The following is a 17,302-nucleotide window of genomic DNA, read 5'->3' on the forward strand; positions in this document are numbered from 1 at the left end:
ACTTCAAAATTACCCCTCAAAATTTATAGTTTTTCATACTAGTATTTGCAATATTTTAAATTTCACTCTATTTATAAGGCATTTTATCTGTTAAAATCTTGTTTTAGATTGTAAAATTCTTAAAAATTGAATGCTTTATTAAAAAAGTATCAAAATAATGATGATTTTATTCAAAATGGTTATACATTTGTATCAAATAATTAAAATCTTGTTCTGTTAATAAGAAATTTTATCATGAAAGTCGGACTAAAGCAAATTTTGCCATTTTTAATTCTTGCCAGCATAGCTATAGCTGCAGTTTTTGTTCCTTCTCTTCCGGATTTTGCCGATACCGGCAAATATAACGGAGCCGATATCGCCTGGTTACTGGTTGCGACGGCTCTGGTTTTCCTGATGACACCAGGTTTAGCATTCTTTTACGGTGGTATGGTTCATCGTAAGAATGTAATTTCAACAATGATCAAGAGTGTCGTTGCTGCCGGGGTTGTAAGTATTCTTTGGGTGACCGTCGGATTCAGCCTTTCTTTTGGAGAGAGCCTGGGTGGGATAATTGGTGATCCAAGAACTTTTCTGTTCTTTCAGGGAGTGAATTCAGGTGAGCCCTGGAGTCTGGCACCAACCATACCTTTAACTCTGTTTGCCTTATTTCAGTTGATGTTTGCAATCATTACTCCTGGCTTGGTGGTTGGAGCAGTTGCAGAACGTATTCGTTTTACCTCTTATATATTATTTATAGTTCTGTTCAGTCTACTGGTTTATGCGCCAATCGCACATTGGGTATGGCATCCGGATGGGTTCTTATTTAAAATGGGCGGGCTGGATTTTGCAGGAGGTGCGGTTGTTCACATCTCTGCAGGTATGGCCGCTTTAGCAGGAGCGATGGTTTTAAAACGCAGGCAGGCACATATTAACGGATTGGAAGTTCCACCTGCAAATATTCCTTATGTATTAATAGGAACAGGTTTATTATGGTTTGGTTGGTTTGGCTTCAATGCGGGATCTGCACTGGGTGCTAATGCCCTCGCAGTATCTGCTTTTGCAACTACTAATGTCTCAGGAGCTGCCGGAGGATTGTCATGGATGTTCTTCGATGTAGTGAGAGGTAAAAAGCCATCCGTACTTGGTTTCTGTATCGGTGCCGTTGTCGGACTTGCCGCAGTTACTCCCGGAGCCGGATTTGTAGGTATCCCTCAAAGTATATTTATAGGATTCGTTTCAGCGATCATATCAAACCTGGCGGTTTACTGGAAAACTAAAACTACACTTGATGATACTCTTGATGTATTCCCTTGCCATGGAGTAGGTGGTATCGTAGGTTTATTATTAACAGGATTACTGGCTACAAAAACTGTTAACCCTGCTGGTTCTGATGGATGGTTCTACGGAAATCATGAGTTTTTCTTTACTCAGCTTAAATTAGTTGCAATTACCGTATCCTATAGCTTTATTGTCTCTTATGGGATCTTCAAATTCATCAATTTATTACAACCTATGCGTGTAAGCTCTGAGGAAGAGGAGGAAGGACTTGATTCAACCCAGCATAATGAAAAATACACACAAGGCACCCTGCTTGTAAGCAGCCATGGATTTATCTATGAAAAGGAAGTAGAAGATGAGATGGAGGAAGACATGGAGAATGTGAGGCAGATAGTTACTGAACACACTAAACTAAAATCATCATAAACCAATTATTATTCACTAAAAAAGCCATTGCCTAAAAACAATGGCTTTTTTTATTGAACAAGTTTATTGGCACAAGCCGAACTGGCAAAGGCCTCGGGCTTTGCTTTAAATACAAAACCCATACTTAAAATATATCCCATAGCTTCATGAAGTGCCATGTTTGATTTGAAATTGGGATTTGTATTGATATCGGCATGAACTTCCAGATCTACATCATAAAGATCAAGAAGGTCACAAAGGGAATAGGCACATTCGATTGATTTCTGAACTTCTGAGAGCATACGTTCTTTAATTCCCATTCTCATGGAAGAGCGCTCCTGATGGATATACATGAATCCGCCTTTCTTTTCTCTCAGGAATACGATGACGGTTGCGAAGTCGATGATTGATCCTTTTACCTGGGAGTCTGTGCCGATACAAACTTTTAATTTATTCCCCAGCGCAGATTCGCGTTCGATAGCATGCTCAACTTCTTCAAGGATCGGGCTTTCGATGGTTTCTCCATTAAATTTCTTCCAAGTCATAAATTTTGATTCAATGTTGAATTTTTATTTAAACTGGTGTATAACAGGAAATTGCAATACAATTAAAGATAGCTGATTATCTTTCAATCTATGGGCATAGGTATGTTATTTATTTGTTAACATATTAACAATGAGGAGCTAGCTCTCTAAAGAGCCCTGTTTGATGTTCTCATCGAACAGCTATGCTGTCAGATTACTAAAACTCAAGCCGTCGAAAATCGATGGATTCAAAATGTGCATCTATGTGCATCTAATTAATACCAGGAATGCGATGGTGGTGGGTACACGGTTAGCCGAAATAGTATCGGAATACATTCCATTGAAGAAATACCGGGATTAGTGGAAAATCATCCCCCGATCCCGGTATATTGGTATTTAGTCCGTAAGTTTTTTATAGCGAAGACGGTGAGGAGTGACGTCGCCTGTACGTTTCTTTCTGTTCTCTTCGTACTCAGAATAATTTCCTTCGAAATAGTAAACCTGAGAATTGCCTTCAAATGCCAGGATATGTGTACAAACCCTGTCAAGAAACCAACGATCATGGGAAATGATTACCGCACAACCACCGAAATTTTCTAAACCTTCTTCAAGTGCTCTCAATGTGTTCACATCAATATCATTGGTAGGCTCATCCAGCAGGAGCACGTTAGAACTTTTCTTCAGAGTAATTGCAAGGTGAACCCGATTTCTTTCTCCACCGGATAAAACACCAACCTTTTTCTGCTGATCTGCTCCGTTAAAGTTGAACTTGGAGACATATGCTCTTGAGTTTACAGGCCTGTTCCCGAGCATAATGGTTTCATTACCATCAGTGATGTTCTCCCAGACTGATTTTTCTGGATCCAGATCATCATGATTCTGGTCAACATAGCCAAGAGCTACAGTAGGACCTACCCTGAAAGAACCAGAGTCAGGTTGTTCCTGCCCTGTGATCAGGCGGAACAAAGTCGTTTTTCCAGCCCCATTTGGTCCGATAATTCCAACAATGCCTGCCGGAGGTAATGAGAAACTCAGGTTATCAAAAAGTATTTTATCGCCATAGGCTTTACTTACATTCTGAGCCTCAATTACGAGGTTACCCAATCTTGGACCGGGTGGAATAAACAACTCCAGTTTATCTTCACGTTCTTTGGTGTCTTCAGAAGCCAGTTTTTCATAATTTGATAAACGTGCCTTTGATTTCGCATGACGGGCTTTTGGAGCCATTCGAACCCATTCCAATTCTCTTTCAAGTGTTTTCTGACGTTTACTTTCAGTTTTTTCTTCAGATTCCAAACGCTTGGATTTTTGTTCCAGCCATGATGAATAGTTTCCTTTCCATGGAATACCTTCTCCGCGATCAAGTTCAAGGATCCATCCTGCAACATTATCGAGGAAATACCTGTCGTGGGTAACTGCAATTACAGTTCCTTTATATTGTTTCAAATGCTGCTCCAGCCAGTCGATACTTTCAGCATCAAGGTGGTTGGTAGGCTCATCCAATAACAAAACATCAGGCTCCTGAAGCAGCAAGCGACATAATGCTACCCGCCTCCGCTCACCGCCTGACAATATGGCAATTTTTGCATCAGGCTCAGGACAGCGTAATGCATCCATCGCCCGCTCCAGTTTACTGTCCAGTTCCCAGGCACCCGAAGCATCGATCTGATCCTGTAATTCACCCTGTCTGGCGAGTAGTTTATCCATCTCATCGGCATTCTCATAAACCTCCGGCAGGCCGAATTTTTCATTGATCTCTTCATACTCTTTAAGGATGGCGGTCGTTGAGGCAACCCCCTCCTCTACAACTTCCCTAACTGTTTTATCAGGGTCCAAAATGGGTTCCTGAGCCAAATAACCCACTGTATAGCCCGGAGCGAACACAACTTCACCCTGGTATGACTTGTCCAGTCCGGCAATAATCTTTAGTACAGATGACTTACCCGAACCGTTTAATCCGATTACCCCGATCTTTGCTCCGTAAAAAAAAGACAGATAGATATTTTTAAGAACCTGTTTCTGTGGGGGGTAAATCTTATTTACCCCGGCCATAGAAAATATTATTTTTTCGTCTGACATTCGTATATTGATTGAGGTTCAAATATCGGATTTTAGTCAGAGACATGTCAACTTTATTATGTCTTCATATCGTAAAACCTTTTTAACCAAAATGGCGTAATTGTTGATAACTTGTTACAATAGCCTGATGTCTATTAATTCATTTTATTAATAGCTTAGGGCATTAAAATACAGAAAGGTATACTAATGGAAGCGAAATTTTCTCCACGCGTCAAAGACGTGATATCATATAGCAGAGAAGAAGCTCTGCGACTAGGCCATGATTATATTGGCACAGAGCATTTATTGCTGGGGCTTATCCGGGAAGGAGATGGTATGGCAATAAAAATTTTAAAAGGTTTAGGGGTTGATACTGCCCGTTTGCGCAAATCTGTTGAGGATTCAGTAAAGGGTACATCCAGTACTACTGTTAATCTTGGAAATATTCCTTTAACAAAGCAGGCAGAGAAGGTTCTCAAGATCACTTACTTAGAGGCTAAAATATTTAAAAGCGATATTATCGGTACCGAACATTTGCTATTATCTATTTTGAGGGATGAGGATAATATTGCATCGCAGATATTGCAGCAGTATAATGTGAACTACGATATATTCAAGGCTGAAGTAGAGAATAATAAAGAAGGTTTCCGCGATGAAGCACCTGGTTCACCTGCAGGTGATGATGATTTCAGGGAAGAAGAAAACTTTAGTCAGCCAAAAAAGGTTTCTGATATTAAATCAAAAACCCCTGTTCTGGATAATTTCGGGCGGGATCTGACTCGTGCTGCTGAAGATGGTAAACTTGACCCAATTGTTGGTCGTGAGAAGGAAATTGAACGGGTATCCCAGATTTTATCCCGTCGTAAAAAGAATAATCCAATACTTATTGGTGAGCCGGGTGTGGGTAAATCTGCAATTGCAGAAGGACTTGCATTACGAATAGTTCAGCGTAAAGTATCCCGTGTATTATTTAATAAGAGGGTAGTTACTCTGGATCTTGCTTCTTTAGTTGCTGGTACCAAGTACCGCGGTCAATTTGAAGAAAGAATGAAAGCGGTTATGAATGAACTGGAGAAATCTCCTGATGTCATTCTGTTCATTGATGAGATCCATACCATTGTTGGAGCTGGAGGTGCATCAGGTTCGCTGGATGCTTCAAATATGTTCAAACCAGCTTTAGCAAGAGGTGAAATACAATGTATCGGTGCTACAACTCTTGATGAGTACCGTCAGTATATTGAAAAGGATGGTGCCCTTGACCGTCGTTTCCAGAAGGTAATGGTTGAGCCGGCAACTCCCGCAGAGACTATTGAGATCCTGAACCGCATCAAAGAAAAATACGAAGAGCATCACGGAGTAACCTATACTGATGAGGCAATCAACGCATGTGTTAGTTTAACAACACGTTATATCACTGACCGGTTCCTGCCTGATAAGGCTATTGATGCCCTTGATGAATCGGGATCACGGGTTCACCTGACCAATATCCATGTTCCGCAAAACATTATTGATGTGGAGCAGAAGATAGAGGAGATCAAAATTGAAAAGAATAAGGTTGTTCGCAGTCAGAAATATGAGGAAGCTGCCAAGCTCCGTGATACAGAGAAAAACCTGCTCGAAGAGCTTGAAAAGGCGAAAGCTGAATGGGAAGCAGAAACTAAGACTAAGCGCTACACAGTAACTGAAGATAATGTTGCCGAAGTAGTATCCATGATGACCGGTATCCCTGTTCAGAGGGTTGGTCAGACTGACAGCGTCAAATTGCTGGGAATGTTTGATGCAATCAATACAAGAGTAATCGGTCAGGAAGATGCGGTTAAGAAATTAACGAAGGCAATTCAGCGCACCCGTGCCGGATTGAAAGATCCTAAGAAACCAATTGGCTCATTTATATTTTTGGGTCCAACGGGTGTTGGAAAGACGGAGTTGGCCAAAGAACTTGCCCGTTTCATGTTTGATACAGAGGATGCATTGATTCAGGTTGACATGAGTGAGTACATGGAGAAATTCGCTGTCTCACGTTTAGTTGGAGCGCCTCCGGGATATGTGGGTTATGAAGAAGGCGGGCAACTGACAGAAAAAGTCAGACGAAAACCATATGCTGTAGTTCTTCTGGATGAAATTGAAAAGGCCCACCCTGATGTGTTTAATATACTTTTACAGGTACTTGATGAGGGTCAGCTTACTGATAGTCTGGGCCGAAAAGTAGATTTCAGGAATACGATCATTATCATGACTTCGAATATCGGAGCCAGACAATTAAAGGATTTCGGACAGGGTGTTGGTTTCAGTACTGTCGCAAAATCTTCACAGGCCGATACATACTCAAGAGGAGTTATAGAAAATGCATTGAAACGTGCTTTTGCTCCTGAGTTCCTGAATCGGGTTGATGATGTGGTTGTGTTTAATTCACTGACCAAGGAAGATATCTTTAAGATCATTGATATTGAGTTAAAGGCTCTTTTCGACAGGATCCAGGGATTGGGTTATGAAATTAAGCTTACTGATGCCGCCAAAGATTTCATCGCCGAAAAGGGTTATGATTCAAATTTTGGTGCACGTCCTTTGAAACGTGCAATTCAAAAGCATCTTGAAGATCCGATCGCAGAAGAGATTCTGAAAGGAGAACTTGCAGAAGGAGATACGATGGAGGTAGATTACGATAAGGAAAAAGAGGAAATCCGGATTATTTCTAAAGCTAAAACCGTTAAAAGAAAGAAAGAAGAAAAGAAAGAGGAATAAACTATTCTAATTTCTTCATAAAGGGCTGACAGATGCAACTGTCAGCCCTTTTTTTTCGTCATCATTATACAGGCCTTTCCTGTATTGAGTATTATGAAAAAGTCAGTCTTTCTTTTTGCCATGAGTATTATGTTATTAGGTGCAGGATGCAAAAAGGAATATATTGTCCCTAACCGCACCATTTTTGCAACTCTTAACCCGGGGAACTGGATTAAACTTGATGGAGGTCGTAGTTATACAGCTTCAATCAATATGCCTGAGATCGATAATAATTTCAACGATTATGGGGGTGTTCTGGTTTATATTTCCTTTGATAATGGAACTTATGAGCAGATTCCTCAGGTCTATAATGGTGTATCCTACAGCTATTTAACCCGTTCAGGACAGATTGTACTGGAAATACAGAGTTCTGATGGAATAGGAACAGTCACTCCACCAGGGTCGGTAAAGGTGAAGATTGTGCTTATAGAATCACTGTAATTGAGTTGACAATTGACAATTGTCAAACAATTTTCCCCTCACAAAAAGGCCCGTTCTAAAATTTTAGAACGGGCCTTTTTTATAGATGTGTACGGCGTTTAGAGCGTTAGGGATCGTAGTGAAAATCCTTTTTATGCGTAGCAGAAAAAGATTGTAACGAAGAGCCCGACCCGCCCAAGCGGGTAACGCCCAGAATATTCTTTATTACAAATAGAAATTAATTTTTCGATTTCAAATAATATATAACTTCTCAATTATAATGCATTCAATGGGAATAGGAAATTGGGAATGGGGAAATTTCTATTCCGTCATTCAAATACTATCCCTCACCATTCTCAACGCCTAAACGGTACATCACATCATCACTTACTCCGGTAGAAGAGTATCCTCCATCGTGAAACAGATTTTGCATGGTTACCATACGGGTAAGGTCAGAGAATAAAGTGATACAATAATCTGCACAGGATTCTGCATCAGCATTCCCAAGTGGTGCAATTGCATCGGCATAATCGTAGAAGCTGCCAAAACCTTTGATTCCGGTACCTGCAGTTGTTTTTGTTGGAGACTGGGAGACAGTATTAATACGAACTTTCTTATCCAGTCCGTAGTGATAACCAAAACTCCTGGCAATGGATTCAAGCATTGCTTTGATATCAGCCATGTCAGTATAGAAAGGGTAGGTACGCTGTGCTGCCATATAAGTAAGTGCAACTACACTTCCCCATTCGTTTATTGCATCCAGTTTCTTGGCTACGCTTAACATTTTATGTAATGACAGGGCAGAAACATCTATTCCTTTTTGGAAGTATTCGTAGTTAAGTTCTGGATAAGGAATCTTCTTTCGTATGTTCACACTCATTCCAATAGAGTGAAGAACAAAATCGATTTTTCCTCCCAGGATTTCCTGAGATTGGGTAAACAGATTGGTCAGGTCTTCTACGCTTGTAGCATCAGCCGGTATAATTTGTGATCCGGTGGCTTCAGCCAATGAGTTAATTTCACCCATCCGCATGGCTATCGGTGCATTGGTAAGAACAAATACAGCACCTTCTTCATGAGCTTTCTCTGCAACTTTCCAGGCAATTGAATTTTGATCCAAAGCACCTGAAATGATTCCTCTTTTACCTTTCAGTAAGTTATACATATGATTGAATTTGGTTTTTGACGTAAATAAAAAGGTAAAGTTATTATTAATCTCTAATTCTTAAACTCTTTAAAAATTTAAGAGTAATTCTCGGGCATTTTGTATTGCAGATTCTCCGGGATTATTGCCACTGAGCATCTTTGCAAGTTCCATCACCCGTTCTTCTTTATCCAGTTCCCGGATGTTGGTATGCGTAATGTCGCTTTCTTCATCTTTGTAAACACAGAAATGAGTATTTCCTTTGCTCGCAATCTGTGGCAGATGGGTTATGGCGATAACCTGCATATTTTTCGATAATTTTTCCATAATATTCCCAACCCTCAATGCTACCTCTCCAGAGATTCCGGTATCGATTTCATCAAATATTATGGTTGGAAGTGAAGTATGTACTGCAACCAAAGATTTAATGGCAAGCATTAAGCGCGAAAGTTCACCTCCCGATGCGACTTTGTTCATTGGCAATGGACTCTGCCCTTTGTTTGCACTGAAAAGAAATCTGATCTGATTATTTCCGTTTATGTCGAATTTTCCTTCAGGAAGGCTTTCATTTAATATTTGCAGAACAGCATTTGGCATGCCAATTTCTAATAACGTATGCATTACCTGTGTTTCTACCTTTGGGATAGAATCAGTCCGGCGTTTACTGATCTGATTTGCCAGTTCTGTCAATTCCAGGAGCAGTTTATCTCTTTCAGTTTTTAATTTCTCAATATCTTCATCAGCGAATAAAATGCCGTTGATTTTTATAGAAAACTGATCCCGGACGGTGATTAATTCGGAATCTGAGTTTACCCGATGTTTTTTCTGCAGGGAATAAAGTAAATCCAATCGCTCATTTACTTCTTCAAGCCTTGATTCATTGATCAAACTTCTTTGTTCAAAGTCTTCAATTTCAGATATAAGGTCTTTTATTTCTATCAGAGTGCTGTTGAGCCGTTCAGAGATTTTGCTTAGCTCAGGTTTAAACTTTTCTGCATTGGCCAAACTGATCAATGCTTCTTTAATCTGAACAGCAACAGAAGGCTCATTTTCGCTCAATAGGCCAATTGAAATAAGTAAACTTCTTTTAATTTCTTCAGCATGAGTCAATTCGCTCTGTTCCTCTTCGAGTTCTTCCTGCTCACCTGCATTTAAGCCTGCTTTTTCGAGTTCGTCAAACTGAAACTGGAAATAATCGAGATCTGCTTTGCTCTGCTCACTATGACTAATCAATTCCTTTAGGCAGGATTGAGCATTTCTATAGGATTTATATGTTTTTCTATAGTCTGAGAGAAGATCATCATTGCCTGCTACTGTATCAATAACTAATAACTGAAATTCTTCATCATTAATTTCGAGTGTAGCATGCTGCGAATGAACATCAATTAGTTTCTCCCCAAGTTTCTTCAGGAGAGCCAGATTGACAGGAGTATCATTGATGAAGGCCCTCGTTTTTCCATCGGAGGATATTTCCCTTCTCAAAACCGTTTCACGGTCATAGTCAAGATCGTTTTCAGTAAAGAAATCCTCAAGCTGAAATCCATTTACTTCAAAGGTCCCTTCGATCACACATTTTTTCTGCTGATTGAAAAAGTACTTCCCTTCAGCACGCTGGCCTAATATTAAGGAAAGTGCTCCAAGGATGATTGATTTACCCGCTCCGGTCTCACCTGTCATGATATTCAGTTCATTAGAGAATGAAATATCCAGGTTATCAATTAAGGCATAATTTCTAATCGCCAGTCGCTTGAGCATGTAATCGAAAAGTTTGAGCTAAATTAAGTAATTTGATTTATTGTACCGGTATTCATGAAACAGCCTGCTAAGGTTTTTTGAGAATCTCGTACTTTAAACTGTTTGCAGGATCAATTACTGATAAGGCATTGTACGCTTTAATCTTTTCCTGAGGTTCAGCAGCGCCAAGTATATTAATTATTTCATCAGCTTTTGCTGTAAAAAAAATCTGATTTAAGATTGATCCTTGTTTTTGTTTGTCTATTTTCTGAAGTTGTGGAATGACAGAAAGTACCGCTTTTCTCCCTTTGGATTGGTTTTCTGCCATGACATCCAAACCTTCTCTGTGATAAATGTAAAGGCTTTCACGGATTGGGTTATACGACTTATTAGTTAAGTTTTCTATTAGCCAGAATCGGTTTCTCAGGTTTTCAAAAGCCTTCCATCCACCATTTGGAGCTGTTTGAGCGTTATTCAATACCGTTTGAGCTTTCTCGAAATAGGGGGTACCTCCGAATTTTGAAAAGGTGTCATAATCCATTCCAGTAATGATGTAGGCATAAAACGCGAGTAAAGAGCTTAAGTTATTGATATAGTTTTGTTCGGAGAAATCGAGTGGCTGACCCTCAGAATAGGTAAAATCAAAATCCTTATCACTTAAATTCAGTAGAGTACTGCTGTAAGAACTGTTGAATACAGGCCTGTTCGATTGAATCTGAGCCTCAGCTTTGAAATTGCTTGAACCATCCCAGTCGGTGATAGTAATTACAAAATTGCAGTCGATCCTCTCCTGGGGCTGAAGCGCGTCTGCCGACCATCTTTTATTATTTAAAAAATCTTTAATACTTGCTTCGAGGATATCGAGTACCCGTTTATTGGAGTTGGCAAGTTGTGGTGCCAGAATCTGTACACGTGCATTCAGATCCTGTGAATGGACTGCCTGGGTTATTAACAGTAAACAAAACAAGATCAGGTATTTCATCCTATTAAATCTAGTACTTTTTTACAGATATCCGCTGCTACTTCAGATTTCGGTTTTAATTCAAAGGTTTCTTTATTCTGCTTCCGGTCAATGATCGTAATCTTATTGCTGTCATTCTTAAATCCTGCGCCCTCATCTCTTAATGAGTTTAGAACGATGAAATCCAGATTTTTCTTTTCAAGTTTCTTTATGGCATTCTTTTCCTCATCATTGGTTTCGAGGGCAAATCCAACGAGTATTTGGCCAGGCTTCTTTTCTTTTCCTAAAGTTGCGAGTATATCGGGGGTTTTGATCAGGTCTATCACGAACTCTGAACTATCCTTTTTGATTTTGGTAATAGAGATATCTTTAGGACGATAATCAGCCACAGCCGCACTTAATATAGAGATATCTGTTCCGGTAAAATTGTTCAGGGCTGCTTCAAGCATTTCTTCGGCAGAATTAATGTCGATTCTCTTAATTCCCTGATTGCTGAGTTTGAGTGATGTTGGTCCGGTAACGAGGATAACTGAAGCTCCTAAAGCAGCGAGTTCTTCGGCAATCGCAAATCCCATTTTTCCTGAGGAGTGGTTGCCAATGAATCTGACAGGGTCGATCGCTTCATAGGTAGGTCCGGCAGTTACAAGAGCCTTCTTACCTTTTAATGGAAGTTTTTTTTTTAGTTCATCACTCAGGAATTCTAAAATGGCTTCAGGCTCTTCCATCCGACCTTCTCCTGTTAATCCGCTCGCTAATTCACCATAACCCGGTTGGATCATAATGTTTCCAAAACTGATCAGTGAAGAAATGTTCTTTTGTGTTGCAGGATGTTTCCACATATCCAGATCCATTGCAGGAGCAAAGTAAACCGGGCATTTGGCTGAAAGATAAACTGCTGTAAGCAGATTGTCACATAATCCATTTGCGAATTTAGCCAGGGTATTGGCACTTGCAGGGGCTATAATCATCAGATCACCCCACAATCCAAGTTCCACATGATTATTCCAACTCCCGCTTTCAGGATCAGAATAATTACTCAGAACAGGATTTTTGGATAATGTTGAAAGCGTAAGCGGGGTAATGAAGTTACAGGCATCTTTGGTCATGATAACCCTCACATTAGCACCGGCCTTGACCAGTAAACGTACAAGAGATGCCGATTTATAGCTGGCGATACTGCCACAAACGCCAAGGAGAATATTCTTGTTAGTAAGCATAGGGCAAAGATCTACCCATCTGAAAGCATGCATGGTGCATAGCACATAAAAGTACTATGCTCCCTTGCTTCATTAATTTTGCTCTTTAGAAGGATTGCGGTAATAAACCTTGTTGTGTAAAAATTCATCAACAGCAATAAGCGATGGCTTAGGCATACGCTCATAATGTTTAGATATTTCAATTTGCTCACGGTTTTCAAATACCTCTTCTAAATTATCATTAGATGATGCAAATTCTGCTAGTTTACCATGAAGTTCTTCTTTCAGGTTATTCGCAATCTGGTTAGCACGTTTACTGATAATTACAATCGACTCATAGATATTGTCGGTTGTTTTATCAAGTTCACGAACATCACGTGTTACTGTACTGTTTGGAATAACGGGTTTAGTAGTACTCATTTTACTTGTTTTTAGTGTCTTCTTTTTTACTTTCTTCTGCAGCTTTGATTTTTTCTTCCTGTGCTTTCATTTCTGCTGTTTGCAGTGCGATCAGTTTTCTAACCTCAATAATAGCTTTTTCACTGCTTTTCTTTATTTCTTCCGCTTCTTTCAGGTATTTACTTGAAGGGTAATTTTGTACAAATTCGTTATATAATTGAATGGCCTCATTATAACGCTCCTCCTGCTTAATTTCAAAACTTGCTTTGGCATATAATGCCTGAGCTTTTATGGTCAGGAATTCCATCTCCTCGGCATATTTTGTATCGGGAAACTCGCGTGCCGAATTTCTGAAAGCAATTACTGCCGATTTATAATCACCGATATCCAGGAATAATTTAGCGTTGGCGTAGGATTTGGTTTCAAGTTTATCACGCAGATTGCTGATCAATTTACTTGCTTCAGCAACACGCTCACTTTTTGGATATAAGTTTATAAATAATTGTAAGGCCTCAATTGCTTTAATCGTGTTTTCCTGATCCAGTGAATATGTTGGAGATTCGAGATAAAAACAATAAGCAGCCATAAAACGGCATTCTTCAGCTTTTGCACTGGAGGCATATGTATCGGCAAATGTTTTAAAATGATATCTGGCCGTAGTGTAATCCCTTAATTTATAGTGCGTGTATGCAAAATAATATGAAAGATCCTCAGCTTCTGCAGTCCCGCGATATTTGGTAACAAGATCATCAAATAGACTGAGAGCCTTATTATAGTCTTTTTTCTCATAAAGACGCACAGCTTCCCGATACTTTTTAGCGGTGTCATTGCTTGCGCGTAATTTTTCAAATTTGCTTTTGCAGCCTGCAAACGCAATTATTATAACCAGTAATATGCTTAGGGATATGTTAAGCTTATTTTTAAACATTCTGCAAAGATAAGGTAAATCGGTAAAACATCAATTATATTTATGTATAATATAAAGGATGCTAAAATATCCCTTTCCTGACTCTTTCAGCTGTTTTTAACACTATTTAACAAAGTGAATTGAAATCTATGTATTGATTTTTTTAATTGGTTTTAGCATTCCTTTTCAAACCTTTAGCGCCTTTCAATACAAACCACATTAATGGGATAACTCCCCCAAGTGTAAACATAGAACCCCCAATTATACGAAGCCAGGTTAAGTTCTGAAAGGCGGTGCTGTCAATAAATTCGGCACTTCTGGCAAACCATAAGCCCCTTTCAGTTACGGTCTGGAATTGGAGTATACCTGCAGGGAACAGATCAAGCAATACCATTAACAGCAAGCCAATGTTAATTGACCAGAATGCTGTTCTGATCGCTTTTGGTCTCCAGTATTCTGCCTTTATCAATAATTGGCTGCAGAATAGTACTGTTGCCAGGGCAAGGTTTCCATAAACACCCATCAATGCAGCGTGTCCATGATTTACAGTTAAATAAGTTCCGTGTTCATAGTAGTTCGCAATAGGAAGATTGATTATAAATCCAAGTACCCCTGCTCCAAAGAAATTCCAGAAGTTTACTGCAACCAGGAATAGAAATACTTCGGGGAAACCGAATTGCTTATTTGGATCCCCATTTACCTTGTTATTATCCTCCAGTATTTTTGGGAGTTTACTGAAACGCCAGGCCTCCAATGTGAGCAGAACCAGAGGGACTACCTGTAAGGTTGAGAATACAGCACCGAGAGCCATGGTTCCAACAGGTTTTGCATTCCAATAGAAATTATGAGAAATACCGAGCAATCCCGATCCCAGAAATAAAAGTGTGGCCAGATAGATAACGCGAATAGCTGCTTGTTTACTGATCAGGCCCATTAAAACCATAAAGTATCCGATCAGTACTGTAGTGAAAACTTCAAAAAACGCTTCGGCCCACATATGTACCACCATCCATCTCCAGAAGTCGGCGATGACAAAATTTGTATTTGGAGTGGCAATAAAACCAGAGATGAGCAAAAGAATAATGCTGAAAGTGGTGTAGACGAGCCAGTTTGGCAAGGCCCATGGCTGTTTTACTTTCATTACTGGTTTGATTCCGCGATAAATGGTTATCGCCCATATTATGAAAACTATTCCTAATATGATTTGCCATATTTTACCCAATTCTACATATTCCCATCCCTGGTGCCCCAGCCAGTACCAGCTTTTTGCGAGCAGACCATGGGGGCCAAGGAACATGCCAACCATCGATCCGGCGACCAGCAATACGGTAAGCCAGAATATTGTATTAATTAGTTTTACCTGGCTTTTGGCTTGCGCAGGTGAAATCAGCGACATCATAAAAAATGAAGCTCCTATCCAGCAGGCCGAGATCCACAGCAAGGATAATTGAACATGCCAGCTACGGGTTATTGTTACCGGCAAAGCTTTTGAAATGTCAAATCCAAAGAAATTGACAAATCCGACAAAATCATGTACGGTTAAAATTCCGGCCAGAACCTGAGTCCCGAATAGCAAAATGGCAACATAGAAATATTTGAATGTGGCATGCTGGATTTCATCAGGAGCGAATTTTGCAACTTCTGCTTTTGTCATAAAGGCTTGTGCCTTATTGGTATATGCATCATCGTCCAGCTTATCCATTCTGCCGTAATAATATAATACTATTCCCAGCCCCAGTAACAAGCCCAAGGAGCCAATAATACTCCATATTACAGTCGCTGAAGTTGGCGTATTTCCGGCACTTGGATCAAAAGGCCAGTTATGGGTATAACTATAGGTTTCGCCGGGTCTTTCCACTCCGCAGACCCATGCACCCCAAAAGAAGAATTTAGATAATGACTTTATGTCTTCTTCGTCCTTGATATAACCCATAGGCTTAAAGGCACCTGCAAATTTTGGATTAGTGAATATATTCTTATAGTAATCCTCTAAATTGGACAATGCTGCTACCTGTGAATCTGCAAGCTTTACACTATTGGTATTTTTGTCGTATTGGTTAGCTTTTATTTCATATTTAACTTGTTCCTGTGCCCCTCTTATAGCAAGCTCGCTGTTTTCGTCGCTGTTTAGACCCGATTTGTAATAATCATTCATATACTCAGACATGCGATGGAGTGCTTCTGCAGTATAGTCGGGGCCTCTGTTCGCACCGTCGCCAAACATTGAACCATATTCCATCAGGGCATATTCCTGAAAAACAGCCTGTCCTTTTAAAATATCTTCTTTAGAAATTATGACTTTTCCTTTCTCTGTAACGTAGTTGGGAATAGGTGGGGCTTCAGTATAAGTATGAATACCTATCATTGCTACTCCGCATATGCTTACAATAAAAATGATCAATAAGGGCAACCACCAATTCTTTGGATTAAGAAGGTATGTTATAGAATTATTGTTGGACATGAGTTTTTTTAAGTAAATATATATAATAACAATAATTAAAGACAAAAATATCTTTAATTATTTATCAAATATTTTGATAGCTGAATATTTCTGATTGATTGTTGCATAAAATTTGTAGTTTTCTTTTTTTAAGTATTTATGTTTTCAAAATCTACAGAATATGCCCTTAGGGCAACCATATATATAGCACAAAAAAGTTCTGAGAATTGTAAGCTGGGAATAAAGGCGATTTCGGATGCGACAGATTCTCCGCCTCACTTTACTGCAAAAATATTGCAGGTGCTTACCAAGAACAATAAAATTATCAGTTCTGTTCGTGGACCCAATGGCGGATTTTATATGACTGAGGAAGCGAAGAGCCTGCCGGTACGTTCTGTTCTGGATGTGATGGAAGAGGATAGTGTGCTGGAAAGATGTATTTTGGGTTTGAATAAATGTTCTGAAGCTAAGCCATGCCCAATGCATTCCCAGTATAAACTGATTAAACAGCAACTGATAACACTTTTTGAAACCAAAACAATCATGGAGCTGGCATCTGATATCAGAGATGGGGAGGCTTTTATCAATAACGATTAGCTTTAATCATATAAGTAGATATTCCTGGTTCATCAGACAGGGATAAACTGAAAAAGGGTTTTGGATAAGTCCTTAATTAATCATTCTATCCATACTGTTTTTCTTCGGGTTCATTCTATTTAAACTTTTTCTTCTTCACCCACAGTGACTTAAGTAGTTTCTACCAATTAATTCTTAATAACTGTTGTGTAGTATGGTGAATTTACATACCTTTGCAACCCGCAACGAAAGAGATGTGGGATGTTTTTTGAGGGTTTTGGAGTAAAAGGAGGGGGTAGATTAGTGAGGAGAGTGAGTCAAAAGACTCAGCGAAAAAAAACTTCAAAATAAATTTGGCGTAAGTAGAAAATGTTTCTACCTTTGCAGTCCCAACAAAAACGGGGGGAAAATAACGAAGCGAAAGGCGCGATGCCTGCAGCGATACAAGATGAAAGATTTAACGGGTAGCAATACCAGATAAATATAAGCCGACCCGCGAG

The 17,302-nt window shown here is 39.5% G+C and carries 13 protein-coding genes; 4 read left to right on the forward strand and 9 right to left on the reverse strand.

Annotated features, from left to right (window positions below):
* Positions 1-234 precede the first annotated feature (234 nt).
* The gene (locus VGE44_RS10045; protein WP_414649319.1) at positions 235-1,683 is read left to right on the forward strand and encodes an ammonium transporter; all 1,449 of its coding nucleotides are present in this window, start codon (positions 235-237) and stop codon (positions 1,681-1,683) included.
* Between the two features lie 50 nt (positions 1,684-1,733).
* Here VGE44_RS10045 and VGE44_RS10050 read toward each other — a convergent pair whose 3' ends face one another.
* Positions 1,734-2,207 carry a ribonuclease H-like YkuK family protein gene (locus VGE44_RS10050; RefSeq protein WP_324488255.1) on the reverse strand — a complete coding sequence of 158 codons (474 nt, stop codon included), beginning with the start codon at positions 2,205-2,207 and terminating at the stop codon, positions 1,734-1,736.
* Positions 2,208-2,582: 375 nt separating this feature from the next.
* Entirely contained in the window at positions 2,583-4,265 is a 1,683-nt protein-coding gene (gene ettA / locus VGE44_RS10055) for an energy-dependent translational throttle protein EttA (RefSeq protein WP_331078549.1), read from the reverse strand.
* A 186-nt stretch (positions 4,266-4,451) separates the two neighbouring features.
* Between ettA and VGE44_RS10060 the strand changes: the two genes are divergently transcribed.
* Both VGE44_RS10060 and VGE44_RS10065 read left to right on the forward strand, forming a co-directional pair.
* The gene (locus VGE44_RS10060) at positions 4,452-6,986 is read left to right on the forward strand and encodes an ATP-dependent Clp protease ATP-binding subunit (protein ID WP_331078551.1); all 2,535 of its coding nucleotides are present in this window, start codon (positions 4,452-4,454) and stop codon (positions 6,984-6,986) included.
* A gap of 93 nt (positions 6,987-7,079) precedes the next feature.
* Positions 7,080-7,466, forward strand: a complete 387-nt coding sequence (locus VGE44_RS10065) for a hypothetical protein (RefSeq protein ID WP_324488251.1) — start codon at positions 7,080-7,082, stop codon at positions 7,464-7,466.
* 319 nt (positions 7,467-7,785) lie between these two features.
* Here VGE44_RS10065 and VGE44_RS10070 read toward each other — a convergent pair whose 3' ends face one another.
* The 7 genes from VGE44_RS10070 to VGE44_RS10100 all read right to left on the reverse strand — a co-directional run bounded on the left by VGE44_RS10070 (position 7,786) and on the right by VGE44_RS10100 (position 16,247).
* Positions 7,786-8,610 (reverse strand): enoyl-ACP reductase FabI, encoded by an 825-nt coding sequence (locus VGE44_RS10070; protein ID WP_305366705.1) that lies wholly within the window; start codon positions 8,608-8,610, stop codon positions 7,786-7,788.
* A gap of 69 nt (positions 8,611-8,679) precedes the next feature.
* Positions 8,680-10,344, reverse strand: coding sequence for a DNA repair protein RecN (gene recN / locus VGE44_RS10075; protein ID WP_331078554.1), 1,665 nt, complete (start codon positions 10,342-10,344; stop codon positions 8,680-8,682).
* A 67-nt stretch (positions 10,345-10,411) separates the two neighbouring features.
* Entirely contained in the window at positions 10,412-11,305 is an 894-nt protein-coding gene (locus VGE44_RS10080) for a DUF4835 family protein (RefSeq protein ID WP_331078556.1), read from the reverse strand.
* Positions 11,302-12,501 (reverse strand): bifunctional phosphopantothenoylcysteine decarboxylase/phosphopantothenate--cysteine ligase CoaBC, encoded by a 1,200-nt coding sequence (gene coaBC, locus VGE44_RS10085; protein ID WP_331078558.1) that lies wholly within the window; start codon positions 12,499-12,501, stop codon positions 11,302-11,304. The genes VGE44_RS10080 and coaBC overlap by 4 nt, the downstream gene beginning before the upstream one ends.
* A gap of 72 nt (positions 12,502-12,573) precedes the next feature.
* Entirely contained in the window at positions 12,574-12,900 is a 327-nt protein-coding gene (locus tag VGE44_RS10090; protein WP_331078560.1) for a DNA-directed RNA polymerase subunit omega, read from the reverse strand.
* A gap of 1 nt (position 12,901) precedes the next feature.
* Positions 12,902-13,807: an outer membrane protein assembly factor BamD gene (locus tag VGE44_RS10095; RefSeq protein WP_331078562.1), complete on the reverse strand. Its 906-nt coding sequence runs from the start codon at positions 13,805-13,807 to the stop codon at positions 12,902-12,904.
* 142 nt (positions 13,808-13,949) lie between these two features.
* Positions 13,950-16,247 (reverse strand): nitric-oxide reductase large subunit, encoded by a 2,298-nt coding sequence (locus tag VGE44_RS10100; RefSeq protein ID WP_331078564.1) that lies wholly within the window; start codon positions 16,245-16,247, stop codon positions 13,950-13,952.
* 138 nt (positions 16,248-16,385) lie between these two features.
* On the opposite strand from VGE44_RS10100, the gene VGE44_RS10105 reads away from it, so the two are divergent.
* Complete coding sequence (locus VGE44_RS10105; protein WP_331078566.1) at positions 16,386-16,823, forward strand: Rrf2 family transcriptional regulator; 438 nt, start codon at positions 16,386-16,388, stop codon at positions 16,821-16,823.
* The last annotated feature ends 479 nt before the right edge of the window (positions 16,824-17,302 follow it).

Origin of the sequence: Daejeonella sp., from assembly GCF_036405355.1 — a bacterium.
In the GTDB taxonomy this organism is placed as follows: Bacteria; Bacteroidota; Bacteroidia; order Sphingobacteriales; family Sphingobacteriaceae; genus Daejeonella.